The sequence below is a fragment of the Micromonospora halophytica genome (genome assembly GCF_900090245.1).
GTDB classification, from domain to species: Bacteria; Actinomycetota; Actinomycetes; order Mycobacteriales; family Micromonosporaceae; genus Micromonospora; species Micromonospora halophytica.
The window spans coordinates 26162-51828 of record NZ_FMDN01000014.1 but is presented as its reverse complement, the minus strand read 5'-3'; the positions used below and the strand labels follow the sequence as shown (position 1 = coordinate 51828).

The following is a 25667-nucleotide window of genomic DNA, read 5'->3' as shown; positions in this document are numbered from 1 at the left end:
GAACGGAGTTCCTCGGTGCCGGTATGGCCTGGTCAGAGCTGACCCAGCCAGGTCAGCACCGTGTCGACGTCGGCGCGGCGCAGCCCGTCGTACGGGTCGACCGAGTGGAGCAGGGTGGGTGCGCCGTCGGCGGTGCGATGGTCGGCGGTGGTGAGGTCCTTGCCGCCGAACTCGTCGTCGAGGACGGCGAGTGGCCGCCGGACGGCCCAGGCATACAGGGGGCTGAGTTTGTTCTGGTGGCCGAAGCGGACTCCGCCGGCGTGGACGGGGACGTGCGGCCAGGTAGTCGGCAGGCCCAGCCGCGGCGCGATCCATGCGGCGGCGAGGTGGTTCCAGCTGGTGCACCACACAGGTTGGGCGTGCTCGGCCAGTTCCCGCAACCATGGCCCATGGTCGGGGTTTAGCCAGACGGTGCCGGTGACGTGCCGACCGTCCGGGCCGGGCCCGTCGTAGCGGTGTGGCCGGTAGCCAAGTGTCTCGGCGTGGGCCGGGTTGGCGGGGTTGAGGACGCCGTCGACGTCGATGGCCACGATGGGTGAGGAGGCGGGGTGTGCCAGCGGGCGGGTACTGGTCACGGCTGGGCCTGCTCGATGGTGATCGGGTGCAGGGGCACGGTGAGCCGGTCGGCGGTGCGGCCGGGTCCGTCGGCGGGTTGCCACGTGTCGGCGGCGGCGTGGTTGGGGAACGGGCCGACGGCAGCGAGCCACCCTTCGGTGCGGTCGAGCAGCACGAGAACGGCGGTGCGGGCGTCGTCGAGGGTCGGCCGCAGAACGTGGGCGAGGTCGGGCGGGAGGTCGACCCAACCGGTGGCGGGTAGATCCGTGACGGCGGGGTCGTGCAGCGGTACGGGCCTGGTCACGGCGAGGGTGGTGCTGTCGAGCGCGAGCGTGGCGGCGTGGGAGTGGGCTGCTTCGGCGCCGCTGGTGGGGCCGTGTGCGCCGAGGTCGCCGTTGGTGTGGACCGCGAGCAGGGCGTGCGGGTCGCGGATCTCCAGGGAGTCGAGGACGGCGAGGGTGACCGTGTCTCCGGTGCGCATGTCGCGCAGGGTGAGCAGGACCGGCCGTCCGTCCGGGTCCCGGTTCCAGGTGATGGCGTCGAAGTGTTCGCTGGTGACGTCGCGCAGGCGCCGCCAGGCGCGGTTGTCGGTGTCGAAGGGGTGTTCGTCGTCGGTGCCGTAACGCATGAGAACTCCTTGTTGGGCAGCGTCGTACCGCGTCCGGACCCGGGGTCGGTCAGGACGCGATGCATGCACGCTTCGATGGCGTGGGGTGGTCAAGTCGCGGGGCAGCAGCGAGGCCGTTCGGCATCGGCCCTCCGCGAGATGCGGGTGGGGCCGCCTGTGGCAGCCCCGCATTCCAGGCCCTGGTATGTCCTGGGTCCCGGCGTGCGGCGCTGCGCGGGCCGCAGCCGGCGCAGCGCCGCAGCGCGGAGTGGGACTGGTTGGCTGCCGGATCGGGGCCCGCTCAGCCCGGGGTTCAGGCCTGGGTGAGTGCGGTGACGGCGGCGTCGGCGATCGCCGCGATGGCCTCGGTCGGGTCGGTGACGGTCAGGGTGGTGGCGTGGGTGAAGGTGTGCCCCCAGATTTGGTCCGGGTCGGTCGGCTCGCCGTCGGTGGGCGGGTCGGCGGGGTGTAGCCACAGCACGGCGCAGCCCGCGCGGTGCAGGGTGGTGACGAGTTGTTGCCCGGCGGGGATGTCGTCGAGGTAGCCGTCGGAGACGACGGCCAGCATCCGCAGGGCGCGGCCGTGGCGCAGGTCGAGGAGTTGGTCGGCGACCTTGACCGCTTCCGGGAAGGTGGCGGTGGCCAGCCCGGTGCGCATGTGCAGCACCTGCCTGGGGTAGGTGCGTGGGGGCACCAGAACGCTGGTGCGGTCGCCGAACCCGATGGTGGTGGTTGTCGCCTCGGCGCGGCGTGCCGCGTTGGCGAAGATCCACGCTGCGGAGGACATCGCCTCGGTGTAGCGGGCCATCGACCCGGACAGGTCGACCAGGATCGCCAGGTGCAGGCGCGGTTTCTCCGGAGGCAGTTGCGCCCGTTGCTGCCACGGGGCAGCGGTCGGCATTTGCCCGGCGGCGGTTTGCGCTTCGGCAGTGATGGCCTGCCGGGTGCGCAGCCGACCGGGTGGGATCGCCGAGGGGCGCCGGCCGGGTTCGGGGTGACGGGTGCGGGCCTGCCGCAGCCGGTTGGCGAGATCGCGGGCCGCGCGGTGTTCCTGCTCGGTCGGGTCGGTGCGGTCCCACTCTGCTGGTGGGCTGTGCCGGTGAGCCAGCAGCGCCGCGGCGTACTCGTCCGGGGTGACACCAGCGGCGACGGCGAGGTAGTCGACGAGGGCCGCGGCGAGGCGACCGGGGAACAGGCCGGCGTCCGGCACGGGCGTGTCGTACTGCTGGTCGGGGTCGATGCCGAGGACCTGACACCACCGGCGAGCCAGGCAGATCATGGTGTCAGCATCGGCGTCGTCGCAGGTGTGGGCCTCCCGCCAGATGTCCCGCAGTTGCCGCAGGCGCTTGCGTCCGAGGACGCCGGTGACGGCGGCGCGGACGGGGCGGACGTCCTTGCTGGTGACGATACGGGCGTCGACGCGGGCCAGGAGCAGCGCGGCGAGTTGTCCGGCGTGCCACGCGTCGTCGACGGCCGCGTCGTCGGGGTCGAGGAGGGTCTTCACGACGTGGCGCAGCCAACGGCGGTCGCCCCGGCGGCGGGCGCGTTGGCGTCCTTCGGCCCGGGATTCCTCCAGCATGTCGGCGACAGCGGCGAGGATCGGCGGGGTACCGGGCGGGGTGGCCCAGCGGCTGTGCGCGGCGTGCGCGGCGCCGTGCACGAGCAGCCCGTAGCCGGTGGGCACGAGGCGCTTGTGCCGGGCCTTGGCCGGGTCGGTGACATCGGGGCGCTCGGCGATGTAGGTGGCGTCGACCTCGATCCGGTTGAGATCGGGGTAGAAACACTCGGGCGCGTTCCCGGCGGCGCCGGGGGCGACGAGGACAGTGAGGTCGGTACGGCCGGTCAGCAGCGGGACGTGCTTGGTCCACGCCGCGGACCAGTCATGCCAGTCGCTGGCGCCGGCCGACGTCGGCGGTGCGCCCTGCTGTAGGGGGGTGCTGGGGTGTGACACGAATTGGCTCCTTCCAGAAATCTGAGGTGAATGGCGGTTAGCGCTTGCCGAGGGCGAGCGCGGTGATGGGCGTGCCGGTGTGTCGGGACAGGGCGGCGGTGACGTCGTCGCGGGCGTCCTCGGGGGCGATGCCGGCCAGGTTGGCCAGGGCGGCGGTCATGCCCAGGTGGTCGCGGACTTTGACGAAGCCGAGCAGTTCGCGTAGCTGCGGCGCCCACACGGTCTTGCTGGCGGCGAGGTCGGCGTTGAGGTCGATCGCGGCGGCCACGACCTGCTTGGGGACGCCGAGTTGGCGGGCGAGGTCCCAGTCGGTGGTGACGTGCAGGTGGACGGTGAACCGGGAGGCCAGGGCCTCGGTGAGGACCGCGCCGTGCACGCCCGGGTTGTGGCCGGCGACGATGTAGAACCCGTCGACGGCTTCCACGGCCTCGTTGCCGTTGGCGGGGATGGTGATGACACCGCGGCCGTCCATGGCCGGGTACAGGACTGCCAGGACGCGGGGTGGGATGAGGGTGGCGTCGTCGACCAGCAGCACCCGCCCCTCCCGCATCGCGGTGACGAGGGGCCCGTGGATGAACTCGTAGCCGCCGCCGGGGATCGGGTTGTAGGAGCCGAGGAAGTCGTCGACGACGGTGTCGCCGGTGCCGGCGACGGTCAGCAGGTCGGGGAACGCCGCCTCGACCATGGCGGTCTTCCCGGTGCCAGGCGGCCCGTACAGCAGCACGGGCACCTGCTGGGTGCGCAGCCGCCGGAGTTCCTCGACGTCCCAGCCCTTGCCGAGCCGGCGCGGGTGATACAGCGTCCCGTTCGGTCGCGGTACCGGCGCGGGCCGCGCCTGCCGGCCACCACCAGCACTGCCGCTGGAGCGGGTGCGGGGTGCGGCGGGTGGGAGGGCGCCGGCGGCGTCGATGCCGGCCTGGGTGATCTGGAACCGGTGCGGGTCGCGGTGGTGGGTGGTGTGCCCGGCGGCGGCCATCTTCTTCAGCGCCTCGAACACCGCCCCGGACGACGGTGCGCCGATCGCCCGGGTGATCTCACCGACCTTGAGAATCTGGTCGGGGTGGTCGGCCAGGTGAAGGGCGACCTTGCGGTAGAGGTAGCCGGACCGGCCGGCACCCGCCTCGGTGGGGAGAGCGCCGGCGCCGCTGGCCGAGGCCTGGTCGTTCTGCGGTGAATCGGCCTGCGGGGCCGGCGGGTGTGGTGTGGTCATGGGGTTGCCTCGATTTCAAGGGTCGGGCCCGCGCACCCGTCTCCGGGTGCGCGGGCGGTGGGTACCGCACAGCGGAGACGGGTGGGGCCAACCCCTGCCGGCCCGTTTCGGGCCGGGCAGGTGGGCGACCACACCCGGTGGTGCTGAAGGGTTACGGCGACACGTCGGGTCGCCGCTGGTGCGTGCTGGTCGGTGTCGAGGCCGCGCGGGCGCTGTCGGCGCCGACGATGCAACCCCCGCCAACCCAATCGATCAAGTCGAATGGGTGCGCGGGTGCGGGATCGAGGGAGCGCCGGCTGACTACGCGTGCAACGTGAGGGCCGACAGCGATGCTGGCGGCGCGGTCGTGGTCAGTCGGCGCAGCCCCGTTCGCAGCCCTGCGGGTCGCACTGCTGTCCCTCGGCCATCCGGGCCAGGGCCAGCCTGTCGTCGCCGTCGAGGTCGTCGAGGAACGGCCAGCCGAACCCGTCGGCGAACGCCTTGACCTTGGGCGCCCCGTACATCGGGTAGCCGGCGTGGTCCATCGCCGCCACGATGTCGTCGCGGCCGAGGAGCCAGGCGAGTTCGCGGAGCTTGTCCACCGACCGGCTCGCCGAGTTGCCGCGGTGGTCGAGGATCTTCCCGACGGCGAATCGCAGGTAGTCCCGGGCGTAGGTCTCCTGGTCGACCCGCTGGGTCCACTCGCCTGGGTGTCGGGGGGCGATGACCTGGCGGGCGTGGTCGAGGTCGAGTGCCTCCACGAGCATCTCCTCGCGGAAGCCGAAGATGTCCCCGCGGTCGGCCCGCAGAGCCCAGATCCGGGTGACGATCTCCTCTTGGGTACGGATGGTCACTTGTTTCCTTCCTGGTGGTCTTACCCGTCGTGGGGTGTCGGATGCCGCCGCCGAATTCGGCTCAGCCTCGGCAGGCGCGGCGCGGTCTGGTTGGGGGTGCCGGCCTATGCCTGGTCGGGGTCGGGCAGGTCGCCGACGATCCGGTCGCAGGCGTACGGGTCGACGGCCTCCCAGCACCAGCTGCGGCCCATCACCACGTACCGGCCGTCGCCGTCGGGGGTGATGCGGTCGATGGCGTCCGGGTCGTCGGACAGGGCGCGCTGGTCGGCGACGATGACGTCGCCGTCGAAGGACAGGTCGGCCAGTTCCGCGTCGACCCGCCGGTCCAGGTCGTCGAGCGGCACGCCCTCGTCCCGGAGGCTCTGGCGGTGCTGGTCGCGGTGGCGCTGCTGGTCGGCGACGATCGCCTCGGCCACCGGGCGGGTGCAGGAGAACACCGCCCACCCGTTCCAGTGGTCGATCAGGGTGCCGACGAACCCGACCTCGATCCGGTCGTCGCCGTCGGGGCCGGTGGTGCGTGCCCAGTCGCCTGCGAACACGCCGACGTCGCCGATACGGACCCGGTCGGGGTGCAAGTGGGACACGTCGCGGCCGGTGGGGCTGGCCGCGAGGTGACACAGGTCAGCGACGCGGTTGGTGGCGGCGGTGTCGTAGGCGTCGCGGTAGACGGCCATCGCCTCGTCGCGCTGCTGGAGGCGCAGCCCGAACCAGCCCGTGGTGTCGCTGGTGGCGTCGGCGAACAGCTCCCACCCGGCGATGTCGACCGACTCTCCCGCTGCGGAGAAGTGGGGCAGGGCGTCGAGGACGGCGGGATCGCCGTCGTCAATGCCGGCCAGGATCCGGCGCGCGGCACGACGGGTGTCGCCGCCGGCGGGGGCGCCGATGGTGTCCTGCGCCCACCATTCTGCGGCGGTGCGTCCGGCCTCGGTGCCGGCGGCGCGCATCCGCTGCAGTGCGGCGGCCCATCCGGTGGCCTCGCCGACCAGGCCGCCGGGGCGAGGCGGGGTGGTGGTGACCGGTGCGATGCGGTCGCCGGCGTCGAGGCACATCGACAGTGTCGAGCCGCTGTCCCAGGTGACCTCGACGACGTTGTGCCGCTGGTCGTGGCGGCGGACGGTGCCGGTGTCTCCGGGGCGCAGCAGGGTGTGCGGGTCGCTGGTGTGGACCAGGGCGACACGCTGGCCGGCCTTATAGCTGGTCATGATGATCTCCGATCGGTCGTCGGGGTCGGTGGAAGGGCGGCCGTCATCGGCGGCCGGCGCGGGCATGTGGTCGGTGTTCACCTGGCGCTGCCCGTCGCATCACCGGTGGCGGGCTGCTGCGGCGGCCAGGGCTTGCGGACGAGGTGGTCGCCGAACATCGGGTCGGTGGCGACCGAGGAGCCGCAGCGGGTGCAGCTGGTGGCGGTGTCGTAGCCGTAGCCGGCCATGGACGGCACCTCGACGTGGTCGATCTCGTCGACCGCGCCGCAGACGGTGCACACCGTCATCTCCGGGCCGCCGTCGAGGGCGGGTGTGGTGACGAACAGGTCCTCGACCGGGTCGAGGTGGTGGGCGCTGTGCCGCAGCCAGCGGCCGTGGACCGTCGCCTCGTACACCACCAGCCGCCGCTGGTCGAGGTGCAGCAGATACAGCCACTCGACGAACCCGTCGAGGTTCTCCCGCAGCGAGCCCCGCCGGATCGTGTTGTCCTCGGTGACGATCGGGTAGCCCAGTCCGGGCACGGGCGGCTGCCGGTCCCAGCGCCGGGGCTTGGGGTTGATGGCAAGGGACCACCAGTTGCGGGCCAGCAGCGCGGCGGCCATGGCGTCGGTGTCGCGGCCGAACGTGTCGGTCCAGATCCGGCGCAGCAGCGGCACCAGGATCTCCGGTTTCTCGCCGAACTGGATGTAGCGGGCGGTGTACCTGCCGCGGAACGCGGCAACGCCGATCAGCGTGGGTGTGCTCACGTGCCTTTCCTCCTCAGAAATGTGTGGATGGGGTTGCGGCGGTCGTCCCGGGCGGGACGACCGCCGAGCTTGGGTGCCATGGATCCGCCGGCATCGCCTCTAGGGCCTTGTGCCGAGCGGGGCGTTCTGAGCCGCCATGAAGGGCACCGGGTCGATCGCGCCGTTCGGGCTGGCATCGCCGTTGTGGTGCAATTCGTAGTGCAGGTGCGGGCCGGAGCTGTGGCCGGTGGAGCCGACGACGCCGATGGGCTGGCCGGCGGCGACCGGCTGCCCAACCGTCACCATCGGCGGCTGGTCCATGTGGCAGTAGCGGGTGAGCAGCCCACCGGCGTGGTCGATGTCGACGTACCAGCCGCAGCCGCGCGTGAGAACGGGGTCGCCGTCGCGGTCGCAGCCCCATTCAGCGCCGGTGTCGGCGTGGACGGCGTTGCAGCGGACGGTGCGGACGGTCCCGGCGGACGCCGCGCGGATGACGGTGCCGCGCGGGGCGCTCAGGTCGACGCCGTCGTGGCCCGGCCGGTCACCGGTACGGAACCCCGACCCGACAGGGGCGAGGACCGGCTGCGTCCACGGGCCGCTGGCCCCGCACCCGGCCAGGCCGTCGGTGGGCAGGCCGGCGGTGTCGGCGATCGCGGTGACCAGTTGGGTGGCCGGTCCCTCCCACTTCGCGTAGGCGTCGGGGAAGGCGCTGACCTGCACGGCCTGGGCGGCCTCGGTGAGCGGCATCGCCTGCCAGCCGTCGACGGCCTGCAGCCTCTGGTAGAACTTCGTCGCCGCGTACTGGGGATCGTGCAACTGTTCGGGGGTGCCCCAGCCTTGGGAGGGTCGCTGTTGGAACAGGCCGACCGAGTCGCGGTCCCCACCCGGGGTGTTGATCAGGGAGGATTCCTGCATCGCGGTGGCCACGGCGATGACCCAGCCGCGGGGTGGGACGCCGAGGCGCATGCCGACGGCGGTGATGGTGGCGGCGTTGCCCACCTGCTCGGCGTTCCAGTCACCGATCGGAGCGATCCCGTCCGGAGCAGGGCTGAGCGCCGCCGACGACGCGGTGGCCGTGACGCTGGCGGGCATACCGCAGGCACCGGCGTCGCCGCTGAAGAGCAGGGTGGTGGCCAGCCCGGAGCACAGCAGCAGGACGCCGGCGACCACGATGGCGATCCAGGACAGCACGCGGATGGTCATGACTGGTCACTCCTTCAAGGCAGGGCGGGGCGGCGGGCGGGTGGGGCGCGGGGACGGCGAAGGCCGCGCGGGCCTGCAGAGGCGTCGCGCGGCCTTCGGGCGGGTACGGGAATCAGCGGGCGAGGACGGCGACTTTCTCGCCGTGCAGCAGGGGCGCCCCGTCGGGGCCTTTGATGTGGGCGTTGATCCAGATGCGGTACGGGTGGCCGTCGCGGTCGATGAGGCGTCGCCAGTGGCCGCGGACGACGAACCGCACCCGGTAGTGCCACTTGGGTTCCCCGCCGGTCGGCTCGGCGAGGGGGCTGGTGCGGCGCAGCATGACCACGCGGGTGTCGTGGCGGATGCTGGCGCGCACGGCGCGGCGGCGCGCCGCGCGGTCCAGGGGGGCGGCGGCGACGGTCGCGAGGGGTTGGGCCTGGATGCGCCAAAAGGCATAGGCGATAGCGGCGCAGGCGCGCATCGGGGTGGTGGTCTCGTCGATGCAGAACCTGCCGTCGGGCGCCGGTTCCCAGTCGCGGTCGTCTCCCTCGAGGACCGGCAGGTCGGGGCGGGGGTCGACGGGCTGACCGATGGGGATCTCGGTGAAGTCGGTCAGCACGTAGGGGCCGAACTGGCGGGCGAGGTCGGGCCGGTCAGCAAGTTGCGCCCGACGCCGGACGGCCGCCGGGTCGTGCGGGTCGCGGTGGTCGGCCCAGCCGGCGATGGCCCAGAAGGACCGGCCGCTGCTGGTGTTGGTGGTACGGGCCCAGGTGATCGCCCCGATCGAGGACACCTCGCCGCTGAGGCTGCGGTGGTAGATCGGTTCGGGGAGGAACAGCACCCCGCCGTCGTCGGGGGCGATGTCGGCGGGGAGCACCTCGCCGGTCAGGTCGAGGGCCGCCGCGGCGGCGGCGATGATCGCGGTCATCGCGGGGGCGATGACGTACGGCTCGCCGAATCGCCACGGGTTGGCGGTGATGGCGCGCACCGCAGTGAGGACCTTCGCCATGCCCGCTGGGCTGGGACTGGGGTGGTTGGCCAGGCGGCTGCCGAAGAACGCCCGCAGGTACTGCGCCGCGAGCGGGCTTCGGTGGTAGTCGACCATGCGGGCACGCAGGTCGACGGCGGTGCGGGCGTAGCCGGCGAGTGTGTCGTTCGGTAGGAAGTTCACTAGTTGCCTCCAGGGTGCGTACTCAGGCGGCCAACGCCGCCACGGGTGGACGCCGGTAGACGCGGGATTCCGGCGGCACCGCGTCCGGTACGGGCGCGGGCCGCACCAGGGGTGCCGGCGGGCAGGCGGGGGTGAACCAGCCGGTGAAGCGACGCGGCGCGGCGGGAACGGGGGCGCGTCCCCGTGCGACCCCGGCCGGGCGCGGCGGGGGCGCCGGGGCGAGGGTGGTGGGTGCGCTGCGGGCTTGTTGTTCGGCGCGGAGAGCGGTGCGCAGCGCCCAGCAGGGGCCGTCCTGCCCACGGCACTGCAGGTTCGTGCAGGCGCCGTCGGGTCCGAGTTGGTGGGCGGCGGCGACGTCGACCGCGAGGGCCCACAGGAGCCGGTCAGTGACGTCGTCCGGGACGGCGGTGCGGTCGCTGGGGCGCCGGCTGCGGCCCTTGGGATGTGCGGGGTGTGCCATGGCGGGTGGCCCTTCGGTCGGCGGATCGCGGGCATGCGCGGTCGCCGCCCGACTCGCGTCGGAGCCCTCGGGAATGCTGGTGTCCGGACGACGGACGACGACCAGCGCTGATCGACGCTCATCTTTCAAAGAAGGTCAAGTCCTGTTGGGCGGGCAGGACGGGACCGCCCAACACAGCGGCTCTGCCCGTCAGAGGAAGCTGGCTTTAATGCCGGATTGTGTCTTGCATGCCCGGGTGAGGCCGCGCCGAGACTTGGCGGGGTTGTGGATGCCTGGTGCCCGGCAGGTCAGAATTGGTGGTCGGAGTCGGCCCATAGGGAGGCGATCAGCGGTGTAAGTCCGCGGACACCTCGGTCATGCGCTGTTCGTAGACCGACACCTAGTTCGGAGTAGCCAACCGTGCGCCAGCGGTGGTTGTGTCGGCCGTTCGGGAACAGCGTGCTGACTGGTCTGGAGAACGGATCCAGCAGCACGAAGTCGTGGACTTGGCCAGCCTGGATTCCCCACAGCCAGCCGGGCGGATCGGGTTCATTAGCATCCTCAACGGCAACGTCCGTTTGAGGCAGCCACTCACCTCGCGCCGACAGGCACCAGTTAGATGGCGAGTAGAACCGCTTCGCCTCGATCACTATTGCCGCGCGTTCGAGTCCGCCGAAGCCGAGTACGAGATCCATGACAGGCTTCGGGGCACTGTGCAGCGTGAGCGGTCCCCGATCTCTCAATGTTTTCGAGGGTGTTTCTGCGAGTAGTAGGTCCGTGATGACGTCGCAGGTGTCCGGGTCGAGGAGTGCGGCGAGCAGAATAGCTGTGAAGGACTCCTCATGGAGCCAGCCCTCCATCTCCCGGATGCCGCGATCGGCCAGCCATACGCGATGGAGACTCCGGGCAGTGATCGCCACGCCCGTCTGCTGTGGTGTCCGGGGTGAACGTGCCATGGGCTATCACCTTTCTGGTAACTCGCACGGCAGACCTCTGCTCGGGCCAGGGGTGGCCAGCGGATCCTCAGAGTCAGCGTCTGTCGAACCGGCTCCGGCCGACGCATTGGTCAACTATTACTGGTAGTTGCTGTGGTGTGGGCTTGCTGGTCAGGTGGTCTGCGCGGGGTCGCGACGTACGCGGGTGGGGTGGGCCTCGCGCGCGTCGACGGGCGCGAGGCCCACTTGGTGTGTCCGTGAGCGGTCAGCGGCGGCGCAGGTCCCGCAGGCGGGTACCCGGCGGCGGTCCGGTGTGGCCGGTGGTGGCGGTGGCTCCATGGACCCCGGCTCCGGTTTGTTTGGCCTGGTACATGGCGATGTCGGCCTGGTGCAGCAGGGTGCGCGGGCCGACGCCGAGGGCGGCGGTGGTGTGCCCGACGCTGGCGCGCACGGCCACCGCGTGCGTGCCGAGGTCGACGGGGTGACGGCCGACCGCCCGCCAGGCGGCGCGGGCGGCGGCGGCGACGTCGTCGGGGCCGCCGGCGACCAGCAGGGCGAACTCGTCGCCCGACAACCGCGCGGCGAGCCGCACCGGCCCACGTATGGTGGCCAGCCGCCGACCGACCTCGGTGAGGACGTCGTTGCCGGCTTCGTGGCCGAAGGTGTCGTTGACGGCTTTGAAGCCGTCGAGGTCGAGCAGGACGAGCCCGAACGGGGCATCTGCGCGTGTGGCGCTGGTGAGGGCAGCGAGCAGGGCCCGCCGGTTGGGCAGGCCGGTGGTGTCGTCGTGGTCGGCGGCGTAGCGGGCGCGGGTCAGCGCCTGCTGCTGGCGCCACAGCAGCGCTGCGGCGAGGGCGAGACCGGCGAGGATTCCCCCGACGGCGGTGACGATCGAGGTCACGATGGGAGACACTTCGAGAGCTCCTTGTGAGTGAAGGAGCACCGGGGGCGGGCGTGGTTCCGGGAAGTTCGACGCCCGCCCCCGGGCTACCGGCTGGCGGGGTCGTTCAGGCGGTGGAGTCGGCGAGGGCGAACGTGGCGGGTTTCTCGGCGGCCAGGACCGCCCGCCCGGTCCCGACGAGCTTCACCGCGGCGTTGTGGACCGCGCCCGCGCTGGCCTTCTTCGCGCCGGTTCCCTCGTTGGCCCGGTCGACCAGCTTGCACAGTTCGCTGACCTTGTACTGCTGGCCGGGGTTGGCCTCGAGGATGTCGAGGATCGCGCCGCGCAGGGTGCCCGACGCCCGCCGGGTAGGGGCCTGTGCCGCCTCGCCCACCGCCTCCGTGGCCGGCGGGGCGGGTGCTTCCGCAGCGGGTTCGCCCGTAGTGCTGTCGGTGGCCGTGCCGGCAGGGACACTGTCCGGTGTGGCTGGTCGGGCGTCCGCCTCGTCTGCGGCGGGCGTCGGTCCTGTGACCTGGTCGGTGTCGCCGGTCGTGACCGGCACCTCGGGTTCGGCAGTCGAGCGGTCGCTGTCGTCGCCGTGCTCGGTTTCGGTGTCCTCGGCTTCAGCGGCCGCATCGGGTGCCGCGTCGGCATCACCAGGAGCCGGCGATGCCGACTCCTGGGCGGCGTCCGGCTGTCCGTCGGTGGGAACCTCGGCGGCTGGCCGCTGGTCGTGGTCCTGCCCGGCAGCCTCTCCGGCTTCCTGCGTGTCGTCGCCGCGCGGTCCGTGTTCCGCTGCGGTGCCGGGTGTGTCGGTGTCGCGGGTGGCGGGCTCCGGTGCGGTCGGGCCGTGATGCCCCTGTTCGGCGTGCGCGCGGCCGGTGTCGGTCAGCCGCCACAGGCTGCGGCCGGTGTCGCTTCGGGTGGGCTCGGCCAGTCCCGCGGTTTCCAGGGCGCGCAGTTTCGGGGTGGTGGTGGAGTAGCCGAGGCCGGCTTCGGTGGCAATGGTGGCGGCGGTGGCCTCGCCGAGGCGGTGCAGCGCGGCAAGGACCTTCGCGACGCTGGGTGTCAGTGGCGCTGTCGCGGCCGTATCGGTGGTCGTGTTGGTGGGGGTGCTGGTCATGGGCGCGTGGCCCCCTTTCTCCTGCCGTCGGCAGGGGTCGGTGAGTGAGGCGCGTGCACTGATGCACGCTTCGGATCAGGCATTGATCAAGTCATCTGCCCGGAGTGCGGGACTCCGGCGACGCGCACAGGTGTGCCGCCCGGCGATCGCTCGCCGGGCGGCATCGGGGATCGGGGTCAGTGGGCGGCGTGGTAGGCGTCGCGCACCGCGGCGGGGATGACGCCCCCGGTTCGTGGCCGGGGCAGGTTCAGCTCCTGCCAGTTGACGGTCCACCACCAGGTGCGGATCTCCTGGCTCTGGGTGCGGCCGGTCGCGGTGCCGTGCTGCCGCCGTGGTGCCCGGGGCTGTTTCGGCAGGCGCCGTCCGGCCGTGATGAACGGGCCGAACGCGGCGGCCATCCGGCCGAAGTTGCCGGCGGACAGGTCGATCTCGTAGGTGACGCCGTTGAAGGCGAACTGGTAGGTGGCGACGTCTTCGGTGGAGCCGTCGAGGTCGTCGACGAGGATCGCGGTGGTCTTGGTGGCCATGAGAGGGCCACCTCCTTTCTTCGAGGGGTGGGTTACTGGGCGGGTTGGTGGGTGCCGAGGCCGAGTTGGTTGCCGATGACGGGCCCGCGGTGCACGGCGGCGACGGCGGCGGGCAGGTGTCGGCGTTGCCAGCCGTGCAGGGCAGCGGTGAGGTCGGCGGCGTACTTGCGGTGCTGGGTGAGGGCGGCAGCGAGGCCGGCGGCCTGCTCGATGCCGTTGTTGGCGCCGCGGGCGGTGTGCGGGCGGACGGGGGCGAGGGCGTCGCCGAGCAGCACGGCGTGACCAGTTCCAATCGGCCAGACCATGCGCTGCGGTGCGGTGATGTCGAGGACCGGTACCGCCATCCGGGTGGTGGTGGCGTGCACGATGGCGGCGTGGGCGACCGGCAGGAGCAGGTCGGCGTGGGTGTCGACGTGGGCGCGGGCGGCGGGGCTGACGTGCCGGGGCAGGGCGAATACCCGGCGGGTGGGGTCGGCGCCGAACCGCTGCGTGTACTCGCTGCTGGTGCAGTTGAGGTAGAAGGTCCAGTCGCAGCCGCCGGGTACCGGGGCGAGGTTGAACTGCACGCCCGGGCAGGGCTGCAGCCGCAGGAAGTCCCGCAGCCCGGGCTGGGGGGTGATGTCGGCGATGCCGCGGTGAGCGACGTAGCCGGCGTACCGCAGGGTCCGGTCGGGATCCAGCAGCCGGCGGCCGGTGGAGGACCGGCCGTCGGCGAACACGACCAGGTCGGCGAGTGCGGTGTGGCCGTCGCGGAACCGCAGCACCGGCTGGCCGGCCTGCTCGGTCAGGGCGGTGACCTTCATGCCGGTGTGCAGGACGCCGGCGGGAAGGCGGCGGGTCAGCGCCTGGTGCAGCAGCGTCCAGGTGGTGTTCCGCCCCGGGTAGGTGCGTCTCGGCCGGCTGGCGGTCGCGGATGGTCATCTGGACGATGGCCTCGGAGTCGTGGGCGACGACCTCGGTCTGCGGGATGCCGAGGCGGTCGAGCACGTCGAGGGCGGGGTGTTCCAGGCCGATGAGGCCGCCGCCCAGGGGCGCGGACGCCGGCGCCGCCTCAAAGACGGTGACATCGTCGAATCCGGCGTGCAGCAACAGCAACGCGGTGACCGGGCCGGTGATACTGCCGCCGACGGCGGCGATGCGGGGCCTGCTGGTGGATGTCATGAGGTTCCCTTCTGCGGGGTGGGAACCCGGGCACGGCCGTGCCCGGGTCTGCGCGAGTGCGCGGGTGGCCGGGCATCGGCCAGGTCGTGCCAGTGAGAAGGCGCGTCAGCGGCGGTGGGCCGCGGACACGCTGATCAGCCGCCGTGGTGCGGCGGGCGGATAGAGGCTCGGAAGACGCGGCGCCGGGCTGCGTCCGCTGGTGCGCGAGGTGCGACCGGACGGGCAGAGCAGCGCGGGAAGGTGGCCTTGGCGGGTTACCGGCCGGGCGTGGTGAACGGCGGCGGCACGGGAAGGATCCGCCGCGCCCGCTGCAGCACCTCGTCGGCGACCGGGGCCAGCGGCGCCGCGTCCGATGAAGCGGTCGGGGTCGTGCGGTGCCAGCCGCCACCGGGGCTGCTCGCGATGATCGTCCAGGTGAACAGCGGGGTGAGAACCTCGGCGACCGCCGTGCTCTGCTTGGCGTAGCTGTCGCGGTAGACCCGGACCCGCAGGACGTACCCGTCGGTGTGGTGCACCCGGGTCAGCTCGTAGCTGCCAGGGCCGCCCTGGTGGAACACCTCGTCGACGATCACTGCGACCGGTCCTTCGGGTCGGCGGCGCGGGAGGTCGCCTCGGAGGCGACGAGGGTCCAGGGCCACTGGTAGGCGCCGATGGCGTAGCAGCGGTTGGCGTCCGGGGTGACCCGGTCGTCCTCGACCCAGCGACTGTCCAGGCCGTCGTCGTTCTCCCACTCGACGGCGACCTCGTCGCCGTCGAACCGCAGCCGGGGGTGCTCCCCGGGCATGTCACCGGGGTAGAGGCCGTCGAGGTGGGCGGCCATTCGCTGCACCGAGAACCGGGGGAAGCGGCACAGCACCCCGCTGTGGGTGAGGGTGGTGTAGCCGGGGGCGACCATGGCGCGGTAGGCGCCGCCGCCGACCACGTCGCAGGTGACGGCCGCCGGGGTCCAGGTGGACAGCGGTGGGGTGATGTCGCCGCGGTGGCGGGAGATGCGGTAGCGGTCGTTGGTGTCGTCGCTCGCCGGGTCCGGGTGCAGCCCGAACCAGTGCAGCCCGTGGTGGCGGGCGTAGCGGAGCAGGTCGAGCAGGTCCCGCCGGCCATCGACGTGGTCGGTGTGCAGGGGCAGGAATCCGTGCCCGTCGTCGGCGGGGACCGGGTTGCCGGTGGCGCCGGTGGCGGTGTGGGTCCAGGTTTCGGCGAGGGCCCGGTGGTCGGCGCCGTCGGCGTTGTACCAGCGGGGGATCCCGTTGGAGGACAACCAGTCCCCGTCGGTGTCGTGGGACCAGATGAGCGCGGCCTGGTCCGGGACACCGGCCCGGTACTGCTGCCGGGTCTTCAGGTGTGCGCGGGTGGCGGCGGCGTGTTCGGCGAGGGGCAGGACGTCGTCGACGCGGAACCACAGTCGGTCGGACATGGCGAAGGAACCTCCTGATAGGGGAAGAGGGAAAGGTCGGCCGTTCGCCGGCCGGGCTTGCAGGGAGCCCCAGCCCGGGGCGCCGGGCGGGTGCCATACGGGGCCGGCAGTGGGTCCACGCCACGCCGCTTTGGCCCCCCGTGGGTACGGCGGATGGCCCGCAGGAGCGGGTCGGATGTAGTGCAGGCGGGCGTGGTTCAGGTTGTGGTCAATGTCGTGTGGGGGTGTGGCCGCACTCGTCGCGGAGGGTGTGTGCGTCGCAGGGCCGGGACGCTCAGGGACGCGGCTGCAGAGCTCGCGTCTGCTGCTGGTGCGCAGCGCGGCGCGGGTGCAATTGGGGTGGAGCCGGTCGGGCCGCCGCCGATCCCAGGGAAGAGGGATGGGTGGCAGTGCCCGACCGGTTCCAGATCCGGTGGTGCTACAGGGCGACGGCGAGCAGCCGCTGGTCGGCCTCGATGGTGTCGAGGTACCGGGTCGCCTGCTCGAGGTAGGTCACCCGGTGGGTGAGGGCGTCGCTCGCGGGTGCGAACTTGTGCCCGTCCGGCGTGAGCAGGGCGTCGCCGCACACGGCGGTGGTGGCGCTGTAGTGCTGGTAGGCCATCGGGCCTGCCTGGAACATCTCCAGCTCCCCCACGGCGAGGTGGGCGGCGCCGTAGCTGGCCGCGTTGTGCATCCGCATCGCGTTGACGCGGGGCTGGTTGTGGAAGTCCGCCTCGGCCCGCTCGCGCGGGTAGCGGGCGGGGTCCGCCAGGTGGCGGGCCAGCAGGGTCGGCCACGGGGTGGCCGGCCGGGTGCCGTGCACGACCTGCTGCCACAGTTGGTGGCGGATGCCGGCGCCGACGCCGGCGGCGTGACGCATGGCGGCGAGGTCGAGCAGCTTGACCGGTCCGCCGGCGCAGTACACCGGACGTCCCTTGCGCGGTGCGACCAGCTGGCCGCGCTGCCACAGCCACATGTCCGGGGTGGCCCAGAAGCGGGGCTGCAGGGTGCCGGACACGCCGAAGTGCCGGTCGAGCTGGGTGGCGGTCAGGGCCTGCGACGGCAGGCCGTCGGGCAGGCAGACGATCATGGTGTTGATCGTCGCGGTCGGCGTGACCACCGGGCTGGTGGGCGCCGTGGTGCTGGCGGTGGTGGCCGCGGGGGCGGGCTTGCGGCCCGGGCGGGGCGTCACCGTCGGCACGCGGGTGCCGTAGCGGCTCAGCGGAGTCGCGGCACCGTTGGTTGCGGTCATGAGGGGTTCCTCCTTCGGTTGGGCGCGCTGTTGGGCGCGCGGAAGTGGCCGGCCCACCGGGTACATGGGTCGACTCACGGGACGAACAGGGACGGGTGCAGCAGAGTCGCTGCTGGTGGAGCGGGATGGTGCGGGGTGGTGCGGGTGGTGCGGTGCGACCTGGGGGTCGCCGCGCGGCGCGGGCGCCGACCGGCCGACAAGGGCGGGTGGGCGGAGCGCACCGTGAGGTGCGGCGGTGGTTCCCGAGGTGGGACCGGACCGGGTGGAGCGATATATGGGTGAAGGTGGTGCCGATGAAGGTAGCGGCCGGATCTGTCAGCGCCGGCCGCCGGCATGATCGTCAGTAGTGCCGTTGACCTGCACTGTCAGACGACCGCTCGATTCCGCGGGTGAGGGACGGCGGGACTGTGAGATCCGGTCGGTCTCACAGCCGCCCACGACGGTGGACGGCTCCCCTCCGCGTGCGTTGAAGGTGAATGTCAGGGCTCCGGGTCGGGGCCGCTGAGGTCGGTGTCGCGGAAGCGGTGCGGGTTGGTGGCCGGGTTGTCCGGGCCGTGGTCGGAGGGCAGTTCGTGCAGCCAGCGTCGCGGCCCGGGGTCGGTGGTCAGCGTCCAGGCAGGCCCGGCGGGGTGCTCGCCGTGGAGGCCGGTGGCGACCGGCATGGCGGTGGGCACTCCGGCGAGGGCGTCGAGGAGGTGCTGTTCGCGGCGGCGACCGGGGACGCGCAGCAGCACCGGGTACCGAGGCCCGTAGATGGCCAGCTGCTCGTAGGCGCGCAGCTTCCGCAGCACGGTACCGAGGGGTTCGGTGCCATTGTCGTGTTCGAGGAAGAACCCGACGGTGCGCCCTCCGGCGTGCCAGATGCCGTGCCCGTCGGGCTGGACACCAGTGCCGCTGCCGGCGGCGTAGGAGGCGGCGGCGAAGGCGGCGGTGGTGTGCTGTTCGGACCACCACCGCGACAGCCGGGCGTGTTCGTCGGTGCGGGCGTAGCTGATGAGGTCGATGAACAGCTGGTTGGTGCCGAGCAGGTGGGGCAGGCGGCGGCTGCCGATGATGCGTTCGGTGCGGTCGATGCTGGTGCGTGGGGCGCGGGCGTCGGCGTGGTTCGGGTCGTTGAACTGGGTGGGGTGGACCACGGCGCCGAGCGGTCCGAGGGTGTAGAGGTACTGGCCGCTGCCGGTGGTGACGTCGACGAACCGGCTGACCGCCTCCATCTGGTGCAACTGGGCGAGTCGGAGCCGGGCCGAGCGACGCGACGAGAACAGCGCCGTGGTGATCTGGTCGGTGGACAGCACGTAGTGCTCGGCGAGCAACCGCAGCAGCTGATGATCACGGGCGGTAAGGCGACGAAGCCGGTCAAGACGAGCGAGACGAGACGAGGAACGGGAACCAGGCGAAGAGGCGGAGGAAGAGGCAGAAGCCGAGCGGGATTCGGAGTTGTTGGTGGGCACGGTGGATGCTCCAAGCGGAAGAGGAGTTCCCTCCGAGGGAGGGTGTCTGAGTTCGGTGAGGTGGTCACCGGAGGCTGGACACGGCCGGTGAGCGGCACTGACAGACCCGGACGGCCGGATCTGTCAGTGCGGTGTGGTGATCGGTGGTGAAGGGCTGGTGAAGCCCTCACGGAAGGGGTGACCGGGACGCGGTCGACCTCGGTCGACCGATCTGTCGATCTCGCTTCAACCGTCCTGCGGCGTTCAGGTGTTCGCCTTCGGACCGCTCTTGCCCCGGGACCGGCGGTTGTCGTCGGGGCGGGCCGAGAACCGGTCGACGAGGTCGTCGATCGCGCTGGTGTCCTGCGCCGGCACCGCCTGCGCGGCGGCCTGCCGGATTGCCGTCGCCTCGCCCACGACCGGCTTCGGCGGGCGGGTCTTGAGGGTGAACGCCGGTGTTTGCCGCCCGCCGACGACGAGGCGGCCGGCGGCGGTGTAGGCGTCCAGGTGCGTCAGGTCGTGCTCATCGAGCTCGGGCAGGGTGTGCCTCGCCAGGACGCGGGCGTCCTCCGGGGCGACGGAGAAGTACAGCTTGTTGCGGGCGTTCGCCGACGCGGCTGCCAGGAGGTCCTTCGGGAACTGTGCCAGGTCCTGGTGAGCGAGGACCATCGACAGCCGGTACTTCCGCGCCTCCGCCAACATCGAGTCGAGGGAGTTGGCGAGGGTGAGGAAGTTCTGACATTCGTCGATGATCAACGTGGCGTCGCGGCGTTTGTCCGCCGGCACGGCGGCGCGGGCGGTCGCGGCCTGCCAGACCTGCGCCAGAACGAGGGAGCCGAGCAGCTTGCTGGTGTCCTCGCCCAACTGCCCCTTTGGGATGCGTACCAGCAGCGCCCCACCGTCGAGGACTTTGCCCATGTCGAAGCTGGAACGGGGGTAGCGCATGGTGCGCTTGACGAAGTCCCGCAGTAGGAACGCCCGCAACCTCGCGAGGACGGGGCCGATGACCTGTGAGCGCAGGGCGGGGTTGAGGTCGTCGTACCACTGCCAGAACCCGGACAGGCCGGCCGGATCGTCCAGGCCAACGGTCATCGCCGACCGGAACTGCGCCGAGTTGAGCAGGGGTGGGATGTGTTGGAGGGTGACGTTGGCGTGCCGCAGCAGTGTCAGGCAGGCCACCCGCATGACGTCGTCCATCCGCGGCCCCCACGCCTTGGCGAAGATGTTCCCGAAGATGCTGACGAGGTTGTCGACGACCAGGTCCGGGTCGTTCCCGGATAGCGGGTTGAGGGTGGGCGGGTTGGGCTGGTCGGGGTCGAACAGCACCACTCGGCCGGCGACGCTGGCGGGGAGCCGGTCGAGGATGTCGAGGACCATGTCGCCGTGCGGGTCGATGACCACGGTGCCCCGCCCGGCGGTGATGTCCTCGACGGCCATGTTGACCAGCAGGGTCGTCTTCCCGGAGCCCGTCGATCCGACCACATGCATGTGATACCTCGCATCGGCGACGGACAGGGCCACCGCGTGGCCACCGACTTCGGCGTCGCCGAGGACCTTCATTCCGCGGCCGCCGGTCGGCACCGCCACCGGGGCGGGCATGGACTTCGCCCGCGCCCGGTCCAGCCCCGGCACGGCCAGATCCCGCGGCAGGGCGGCGAGGACGGCCAGCTCGGGGGTGGAGGCCAGGAACCCGGATCCGAGCCGCCGTGTGGCCAGCACGGCCACCGGTTGCGCCATACGCGCCCGGTGGGCGAGCCGGTTGCGGCCGGCGTAGACGGCGAACGACGAGGCGACCGCGTCCGCGACACCGCGCAGCCTGGCCTCCGGCCGGGACCCGCCGCGGTGGTTGTTTTTCGCGATGGCGTAGCGGATGCCGGTCGTCCATAGCGGGTGGGCGGTCTTGTCGAGGATCGCCCGCACGTCTCGCTCCACGCCGGGGTCCCGGCGGCCGGCCGGCTGGCCGCCGCTGCGGGTGGTGGGGCGGCCAGGTAGGAACGCCTCGATGAGCCACAGGAGTGGGGCGGCGGGATTGATGGCCGGTACGGCGGTCTTGCCGTCGCGGAGCCGGCCGGCGGCGCGGCGGGCTCGTGCGGCCCGGCGGGGGGTGGCGGGGCGGGCGAGGACCTGCACGCAGGCGTACTCGTCCGGTTTGAGCTGCGACCCGGCCGACATGAGTGCTCGAAGCGGGTCGTTGTCGTGGTCGGTTTCGAACGGCAGCCACTCGGCCGCGGTCGGCAGCAGGTGCCCGCCGACGGCGGCCGGCACGTCCAGTGGGATCGGCGGTGGTGCCTGGTCGTCGGTGGTGCAGGCGGCGCCGGGCCAGGCGGCCCGCACGGCGGCCTCGACCGCCCCGTGCGGCACGCTGCCGGGCACCCAGATGGAGATGAGGAGCTGGCGGCCGGTCCAGGTGTACTGCCACACCACGTGCGGGCTGCCGTAGAGCAGCCGGCGTCGGCGGGACGGGGTGAGGGTGCCGTGCAGGTTCGCCCACAGCGCGGCGGCGCTGTGCGGGTCGACCTCCGGCGGTGGGGCGACGGTGACGAGGCGGGCGCCGTCGGTGTGGCGGCGGTGCCGCCACCCGTCGAGCAGGTTGCGCCCGGCGACATAGGCGACGAGCAGGGCGGCGGCGACGCCGAGTAGCCACGGCCGGTCCACCGCCCACTGCGCGGCGTGCAGAACCCAGCGCGTGGGCGCGCTCGGCGGGGGAATGACCCCGGCGCCCGGCCCGGAAGGGCCGGACGCCGGCGTCGGCGATAGGGCAGGCAGTGGTGTCACAGATCCTCCTCTGCGTCGTCGGGGTCGAGGTCGGCGAGGTCGGACGGCTTCGTGGTCGCGAGAAGGTGTTCGGCCTGCGAGGAGATCGACTCGAACGCGGTCCGGTTCGTGCCGGATATCAGCAGGCCGTGCCCGACGCGGGCCGACAGCAGCATCCGCCGTTCGCCGGCGGTCAGGCCGAACGCGTCGGCGACTTGGCCGATGGCCTGCGGGGCCTGCTTGAGCAGCACCTGCGTGGCCGCGTTCGACACGACGGCTTGGCCGAGGTCGGTGCCGAGCACGTCGGCGACGTCCTGGGTGATGACAGACAGGCCAGCGTTGCGCTTCCGGCCGGCCTTGGACATCTTGAACAGGAACCGGGCGCCTTCACCGTCGCGCATCAGCAGCCACGCCTCGTCCACCACGACGAGGCGGCGGGTGGTCAGATGGGCCCGACCGGGTGCGTCTACTGACCGCCAGATCGAGTCGAGTGCGAGCAGCGTGCCGACGGTGCGCAGTTCGTCCGGCAGGTGCCGCAGGCTCCAGACGACCAAATGCCCGTCCGGGCGGGTCGTGGTCGGTGAGTCGAACAGGTCGGAGAACGAGCCAGCCACCCACGGTGCCAGCCGGGCGGCCAACTCGTGGGCGGCGGCATTGTCGTCGGCCCGCAGTGTCGCGACCAGATCCTTCAGCAGTGGCGCGGGCCGGTGGTGGGTGGCCGGGTCGGCGGTGATGCCCGCCTGCCGGTAGACGGCGAGGATCGCCCGGTCGAGGGCGGCGCGCTCGGCGGGCGGCGGCAGCTGCCCCAGCAGCACCGAGATGAGGGTGTGCAGAAACAGCCCGCGGCGGGTGAGCACGTCCGGGCGGGTGTCCCCGGCCGGCAGATCCAGGGGGTTGATCTTCATGCCGGGTGCGCCGAGTCGCACGATGCTGCCGCCGACCGCGTCGGCGAGGCGCAGGTACTCGTCCTCGGGGTCGACGACGGCGACCTGCACCCCCTGGTACAGGTTGCGGAGCACGTCGAGCTTGACGAAGTAGGACTTGCCGGCGCCGGAGCGGGCGAGGACGACGCTGTTGTGGTTCTCCTGCGCCCACCGGTCCCACCAGACGATGCCCTGGGAGTCCGGGTTGACCCCGTACAGCACCCCACCGGTGGTGGCCGGGTCGCCGGGCAGCGGTGCGGGCAGGTCCGCCGACGCGAGAGGAAACGCGGCGGCCAAGGCCTGGGTGTCCATGGTGCGGCGCATCTGCAGGCTGTCCGTGGCCAAGGGCAGGGTGGTGGTCCAGCCGGGAAGGTGCCGCCACGTCGCGGGCTGCACCTCGATCAGGGTGGAGGCCGCGGCGGCCTTCACCTGCGCGCACGCGTCGAGGAGTTCGGCCTCGGTGCGGGCGTGCACGGTCAGGTACAGGCCGACGCGGAACAGCTTCGCCGCCCCGCGGGCGAGGCGTTCGGCGAGGTCGGCCGCGTCGTCGGCGGCGGCCTCCACGTACGGGTCGGCCAGCTTGCCCCTCTGCTCGTCCGCCCGCCGGGACGACTCGAACCGGGCCCGCTGGTTACGCAGCCGCGATGCGGCCACCGGCGCGGGGATCGGGTCGATGTGCAGGGCCAGGTCCAGCCGGCCCGGCCAGGACAGCAGCGGCTCCAGCCACGCCGGCCCGACCTCGGCCGGGTAGCCGGTCACCACCAGGGTGGCGGCGTAGCCGTCGCCGACCCGCAGGAACCGCGGCGTCACCTCCACCGAGGCTGGCGCCACCGTCGCCGCCAGTCCTGCCGACGGCAGGCTGGCACCTGGATTGTCGTCGTGCGGGGCGCGTCGGCGCCTGGCGGAGATCACGATGTCCTCCTCGTGCGCGGCCTCCTCGCCGGAGGCGCGGTGATGATGGTGTGCGGGGCGGCCAGTCCGCCGGGGCGAGGCGGCCGGTAAGGGTCGGCCGCGGCGGCCAAGGCCGTGGTTGTGGCGTGGCCGTCCAAGGCGCGGGTGGTGACGCCCAGCCCGGACAGCGACCGGACCGTCTGGTCGGCGCGGCGTCGGGCGGCGTGCTCGCCACGCTCGCCGCTGTTGGTGCGGGTGACGATGAGGACCTGCCGGCGCAGTGGGTCCCGCCGTTCGGCGAGGTCGTCGAGGAACCGGGCGTGGTCGGCCGCCGCGTCGGCGAGAGCCGGGTGCGGCATCTCTTCCGCCGCCTGGGCGAGGGTGCGGGCTGCGGAGTGCAGGTCGACCGGCTGCGCCGACACGACGATCTGTGTCGGCGTGGACAGGCTGTTGAGCCACCGGCCGAAGGTGTCGACCAGGGCGGCCTGCTCGTCGACGGTGCGCAGAGCGAGGTTGACGCTGGTTGCCGCGACCATCGCCGCCTTCACCGCCCCGAGGCTGATCTCGCCGTGTTCGTCGATGGCGTCGGCGGGCAGTTTCAGCGGCGCCGGAAGCATCACCTTCGCCGCCGGGGCCTGCACCCAGTCGGGTGTCCTCGCGGTGGTGTCGGTGGTGGACAACGCGCGTGGCGCCCGGACGTGGCGCACCGCGGAGGCCAGCCAGATGTCCATGGGCAGTCCGTCGCGGCGGCCGACAGCGAGGCCGAACACCAGGCCGCCGAGGACGACGGCTGCGCCGAGCAGCACCGGCGCGGGCACGACGGTGTGCAGGGCCTTCCAGCCGCCGTAGAAGACGACGGCGGCCACCGCCAAGATCGCCAGTTGCCGGAACGTCAGCCCGTAGAGCACCTTGTCCGGCGCGTCCACGTCGGCGGGCATGCGGGCGGTGACGGCCTGTTCGTCGCGCCGGTCGCGGCTCATCGGCGCACCGCCCCAAGGCCGGGAATGCGCAGCCCACGGGTGAGTTGCTGCACCACGACGACCCGCACGACCGCGCCGAACGCGTTGCCGCCACGCCCGCCTGCGCCGCTGGTGGCGTAGCGGCGCATCAGACCCGGCACCTTGACCGTGGTCCACAGCAGGACCATCACGACGAACAGGTTGAGCACACCACCCGGTTCGACCGGCAGGCCAAGCAGCGGCAGCATGGTGCTGGTGTCCAGCAGCATCCACTGGCCGGCGAACAGCACGAACGCCTGCACCACCGGGATGGCCAGCATGGCGACGTACGACCGCCACCACATGCGGGCGACCGGGTCGGTCTGCGGCAGGGCGTGGCACGCCAACGCGATCGGTGCGACCGCAGTGAGCACCAACGCGACCGCGAAGCGGACAATCACACTGCAGGCGGTGGCGGCGAGCAGGAACACGATGATCGCCAGGCAGACGACGAACAGCAGACCGGCGGTCTGGTCACGCGCGGCCATCAGGTGGGTCTTGACGGCGTCGAGGGCCCCGTCGCCGTTGAAGTCCTGCGCGGTCAGTGCGGTGGTGAACGCGTTGGCGAACTCGATGAGCTTGCCGGCGATCAGTTGGGAGAAGTGGGCGGTGACGAACCCGACAACGCACCGCGGCAGGAGATCCTTGGCGGTGTAGCGGGCGCGTTCGTCGCCGCCGGCGACCATGGTCAGGACACCGGCGGCGACGAACACCAGGACGAAGACTGTGTCGACGACCCAGATCGACCGCCCGGTCAGCGCCTGCACCTGCGGCAGGCTGGTCACGTCCGGGGTGATCAACAGCGCGCGGGTGATCGCGGTGATGAGCCCGTTCAGACAGTCCAGCAGCAGGCCGGCGAACCAGTCGAGAATCTGGTTGAGCGCCCAGGCCATCGTCAGCCTCCGACGATTCCCTGGACGACCTCCAGCAGGATGGGCGCGAGCACGGCCAGGCCATAGCCGATCAGGGCGTTCTTCAGTGCGCCCTTGGCCTTGTCGACCTGGGCCGGGTCGCCGCCGGCGGTGGCCCAGTACACGCCGGCTAGGACCAGGAACAGGGTGGCGACGGCGGCCAGGATGCCCATCACCCAGGTCTGCAGGTTGGCGATGACGGTGGGCAGGTCGTTGGCGGCCAAGACGACCGGGCCGCCGGGGTCGGCGTAAGCGGCGGCGGGCACGGTCAGCATCCCGAGGACAGCCGCGGCGGGTGCGGCGACCCGGGCGACGAGGCGAAGCGCGCGGGTCGTCATCGGTGCGTGGGAGAGGGCGGTGGTCAGGGCACGGGAACGTGCCAACAGCGGGCGGAACATGATGGCTGCACCTCCCGCCCCGGCTCGCGCCGGGGCGATTCGTCGAAACGGTGGGCGGATAGCCGCCGCCGGGCTCGGGAAAGACACGTCGGCCGGGAACCGGGGTGAACCTCGGGAGGAGCTCGTCCTCCCGTTCGGGTTGGCGATGATCGATGAGGTGTCAGCGCATCAACGTGGCGCGGCACCCGAGGCACCCGGTCCCGTGCCGACCCGGCC

25 protein-coding genes are annotated in these 25667 nt (G+C 72.3%); 1 reads left to right on the top strand and 24 read right to left on the bottom strand.

Going from position 1 to position 25667, the window contains the following annotated elements; translation table 11 throughout:
• Positions 1-32: 32 nt before the first annotated feature.
• The 15 genes from GA0070560_RS18280 to GA0070560_RS18215 form a co-directional block, all read right to left on the bottom strand.
• Complete coding sequence (locus tag GA0070560_RS18280; protein ID WP_091298980.1) at positions 33-575, bottom strand: HAD domain-containing protein; 543 nt, start codon at positions 573-575, stop codon at positions 33-35.
• Positions 572-1183, bottom strand: coding sequence for a hypothetical protein (locus GA0070560_RS18275; protein ID WP_091298977.1), 612 nt, complete (start codon positions 1181-1183; stop codon positions 572-574). The genes GA0070560_RS18280 and GA0070560_RS18275 overlap by 4 nt, the downstream gene beginning before the upstream one ends.
• A 292-nt stretch (positions 1184-1475) precedes the next feature.
• Positions 1476-3113: a VWA domain-containing protein gene (locus GA0070560_RS18270; RefSeq protein ID WP_091298974.1), complete on the bottom strand. Its 1638-nt coding sequence runs from the start codon at positions 3111-3113 to the stop codon at positions 1476-1478.
• A 37-nt stretch (positions 3114-3150) separates the two neighbouring features.
• Positions 3151-4323: an ATP-binding protein gene (locus GA0070560_RS18265; RefSeq protein WP_091298971.1), complete on the bottom strand. Its 1173-nt coding sequence runs from the start codon at positions 4321-4323 to the stop codon at positions 3151-3153.
• A gap of 350 nt (positions 4324-4673) precedes the next feature.
• A complete protein-coding gene (locus tag GA0070560_RS18260) occupies positions 4674-5156 on the bottom strand; it encodes a hypothetical protein (protein ID WP_091298969.1) in 483 nt (160 codons plus the stop codon).
• Between the two features lie 104 nt (positions 5157-5260).
• Positions 5261-6358: a DUF4314 domain-containing protein gene (locus GA0070560_RS18255; protein ID WP_091299256.1), complete on the bottom strand. Its 1098-nt coding sequence runs from the start codon at positions 6356-6358 to the stop codon at positions 5261-5263.
• 77 nt (positions 6359-6435) lie between these two features.
• Complete coding sequence (locus tag GA0070560_RS18250; RefSeq protein ID WP_091298965.1) at positions 6436-7104, bottom strand: hypothetical protein; 669 nt, start codon at positions 7102-7104, stop codon at positions 6436-6438.
• A gap of 99 nt (positions 7105-7203) precedes the next feature.
• Positions 7204-8286, bottom strand: coding sequence for a M23 family metallopeptidase (locus GA0070560_RS18245; RefSeq protein WP_091298962.1), 1083 nt, complete (start codon positions 8284-8286; stop codon positions 7204-7206).
• Between the two features lie 112 nt (positions 8287-8398).
• Positions 8399-9436, bottom strand: coding sequence for a hypothetical protein (locus tag GA0070560_RS18240; RefSeq protein WP_091298959.1), 1038 nt, complete (start codon positions 9434-9436; stop codon positions 8399-8401).
• 22 nt (positions 9437-9458) lie between these two features.
• The gene (locus GA0070560_RS18235) at positions 9459-9896 is read right to left on the bottom strand and encodes a hypothetical protein (protein WP_245675582.1); all 438 of its coding nucleotides are present in this window, start codon (positions 9894-9896) and stop codon (positions 9459-9461) included.
• 287 nt (positions 9897-10183) lie between these two features.
• Positions 10184-10831, bottom strand: a complete 648-nt coding sequence (locus tag GA0070560_RS28250) for a hypothetical protein (RefSeq protein WP_139131522.1) — start codon at positions 10829-10831, stop codon at positions 10184-10186.
• A 244-nt stretch (positions 10832-11075) separates the two neighbouring features.
• Positions 11076-11723: a GGDEF domain-containing protein gene (locus GA0070560_RS18230; RefSeq protein WP_091298956.1), complete on the bottom strand. Its 648-nt coding sequence runs from the start codon at positions 11721-11723 to the stop codon at positions 11076-11078.
• 94 nt (positions 11724-11817) lie between these two features.
• Entirely contained in the window at positions 11818-12813 is a 996-nt protein-coding gene (locus tag GA0070560_RS18225) for a MarR family winged helix-turn-helix transcriptional regulator (RefSeq protein ID WP_091298954.1), read from the bottom strand.
• A 176-nt stretch (positions 12814-12989) separates the two neighbouring features.
• Positions 12990-13340 (bottom strand): histone-like nucleoid-structuring protein Lsr2, encoded by a 351-nt coding sequence (locus GA0070560_RS18220; protein WP_091298951.1) that lies wholly within the window; start codon positions 13338-13340, stop codon positions 12990-12992.
• A 32-nt stretch (positions 13341-13372) separates the two neighbouring features.
• Positions 13373-14143, bottom strand: coding sequence for a Rossmann-fold NAD(P)-binding domain-containing protein (locus GA0070560_RS18215; protein ID WP_425412672.1), 771 nt, complete (start codon positions 14141-14143; stop codon positions 13373-13375).
• Positions 14144-14282: 139 nt separating this feature from the next.
• Here GA0070560_RS18215 and GA0070560_RS30080 point away from each other — a divergent pair, with 139 nt between their 5' ends.
• Positions 14283-14597 (top strand): hypothetical protein, encoded by a 315-nt coding sequence (locus GA0070560_RS30080; RefSeq protein ID WP_425412671.1) that lies wholly within the window; start codon positions 14283-14285, stop codon positions 14595-14597.
• Positions 14598-14755: 158 nt separating this feature from the next.
• Here the strand turns inward: GA0070560_RS30080 and GA0070560_RS18210 are convergent, their stop codons facing one another.
• From GA0070560_RS18210 to GA0070560_RS18170, 9 genes are all read right to left on the bottom strand, one after another.
• A complete protein-coding gene (locus GA0070560_RS18210) occupies positions 14756-15073 on the bottom strand; it encodes a hypothetical protein (RefSeq protein WP_091298948.1) in 318 nt (105 codons plus the stop codon).
• The gene (locus tag GA0070560_RS18205) at positions 15070-15915 is read right to left on the bottom strand and encodes a hypothetical protein (protein ID WP_091298945.1); all 846 of its coding nucleotides are present in this window, start codon (positions 15913-15915) and stop codon (positions 15070-15072) included. The genes GA0070560_RS18210 and GA0070560_RS18205 overlap by 4 nt, the downstream gene beginning before the upstream one ends.
• Before the next feature lie 418 nt (positions 15916-16333).
• On the bottom strand, positions 16334-17146 hold the full coding sequence (locus tag GA0070560_RS18200) for a hypothetical protein (protein ID WP_170839466.1): 813 nt from the start codon (positions 17144-17146) through the stop codon (positions 16334-16336).
• A gap of 479 nt (positions 17147-17625) precedes the next feature.
• Positions 17626-18465 carry a replication-relaxation family protein gene (locus GA0070560_RS18195; RefSeq protein ID WP_091299248.1) on the bottom strand — a complete coding sequence of 280 codons (840 nt, stop codon included), beginning with the start codon at positions 18463-18465 and terminating at the stop codon, positions 17626-17628.
• 375 nt (positions 18466-18840) lie between these two features.
• Positions 18841-21285: a helicase HerA domain-containing protein gene (locus GA0070560_RS18190; protein WP_425412677.1), complete on the bottom strand. Its 2445-nt coding sequence runs from the start codon at positions 21283-21285 to the stop codon at positions 18841-18843.
• 62 nt (positions 21286-21347) lie between these two features.
• Entirely contained in the window at positions 21348-23165 is a 1818-nt protein-coding gene (locus GA0070560_RS18185; protein WP_425412670.1) for a VirB4 family type IV secretion system protein, read from the bottom strand.
• Positions 23162-24124 (bottom strand): PrgI family protein, encoded by a 963-nt coding sequence (locus tag GA0070560_RS18180; RefSeq protein WP_091298942.1) that lies wholly within the window; start codon positions 24122-24124, stop codon positions 23162-23164. Before GA0070560_RS18180 ends, GA0070560_RS18185 begins: the two co-directional genes overlap by 4 nt.
• On the bottom strand, positions 24121-25035 hold the full coding sequence (locus GA0070560_RS18175) for a TrbL/VirB6 family protein (RefSeq protein ID WP_091298939.1): 915 nt from the start codon (positions 25033-25035) through the stop codon (positions 24121-24123). Before GA0070560_RS18175 ends, GA0070560_RS18180 begins: the two co-directional genes overlap by 4 nt.
• Positions 25036-25037: 2 nt before the next feature.
• Entirely contained in the window at positions 25038-25451 is a 414-nt protein-coding gene (locus GA0070560_RS18170) for a pilin (RefSeq protein ID WP_091298935.1), read from the bottom strand.
• Between the last annotated feature and the right edge of the window lie 216 nt (positions 25452-25667).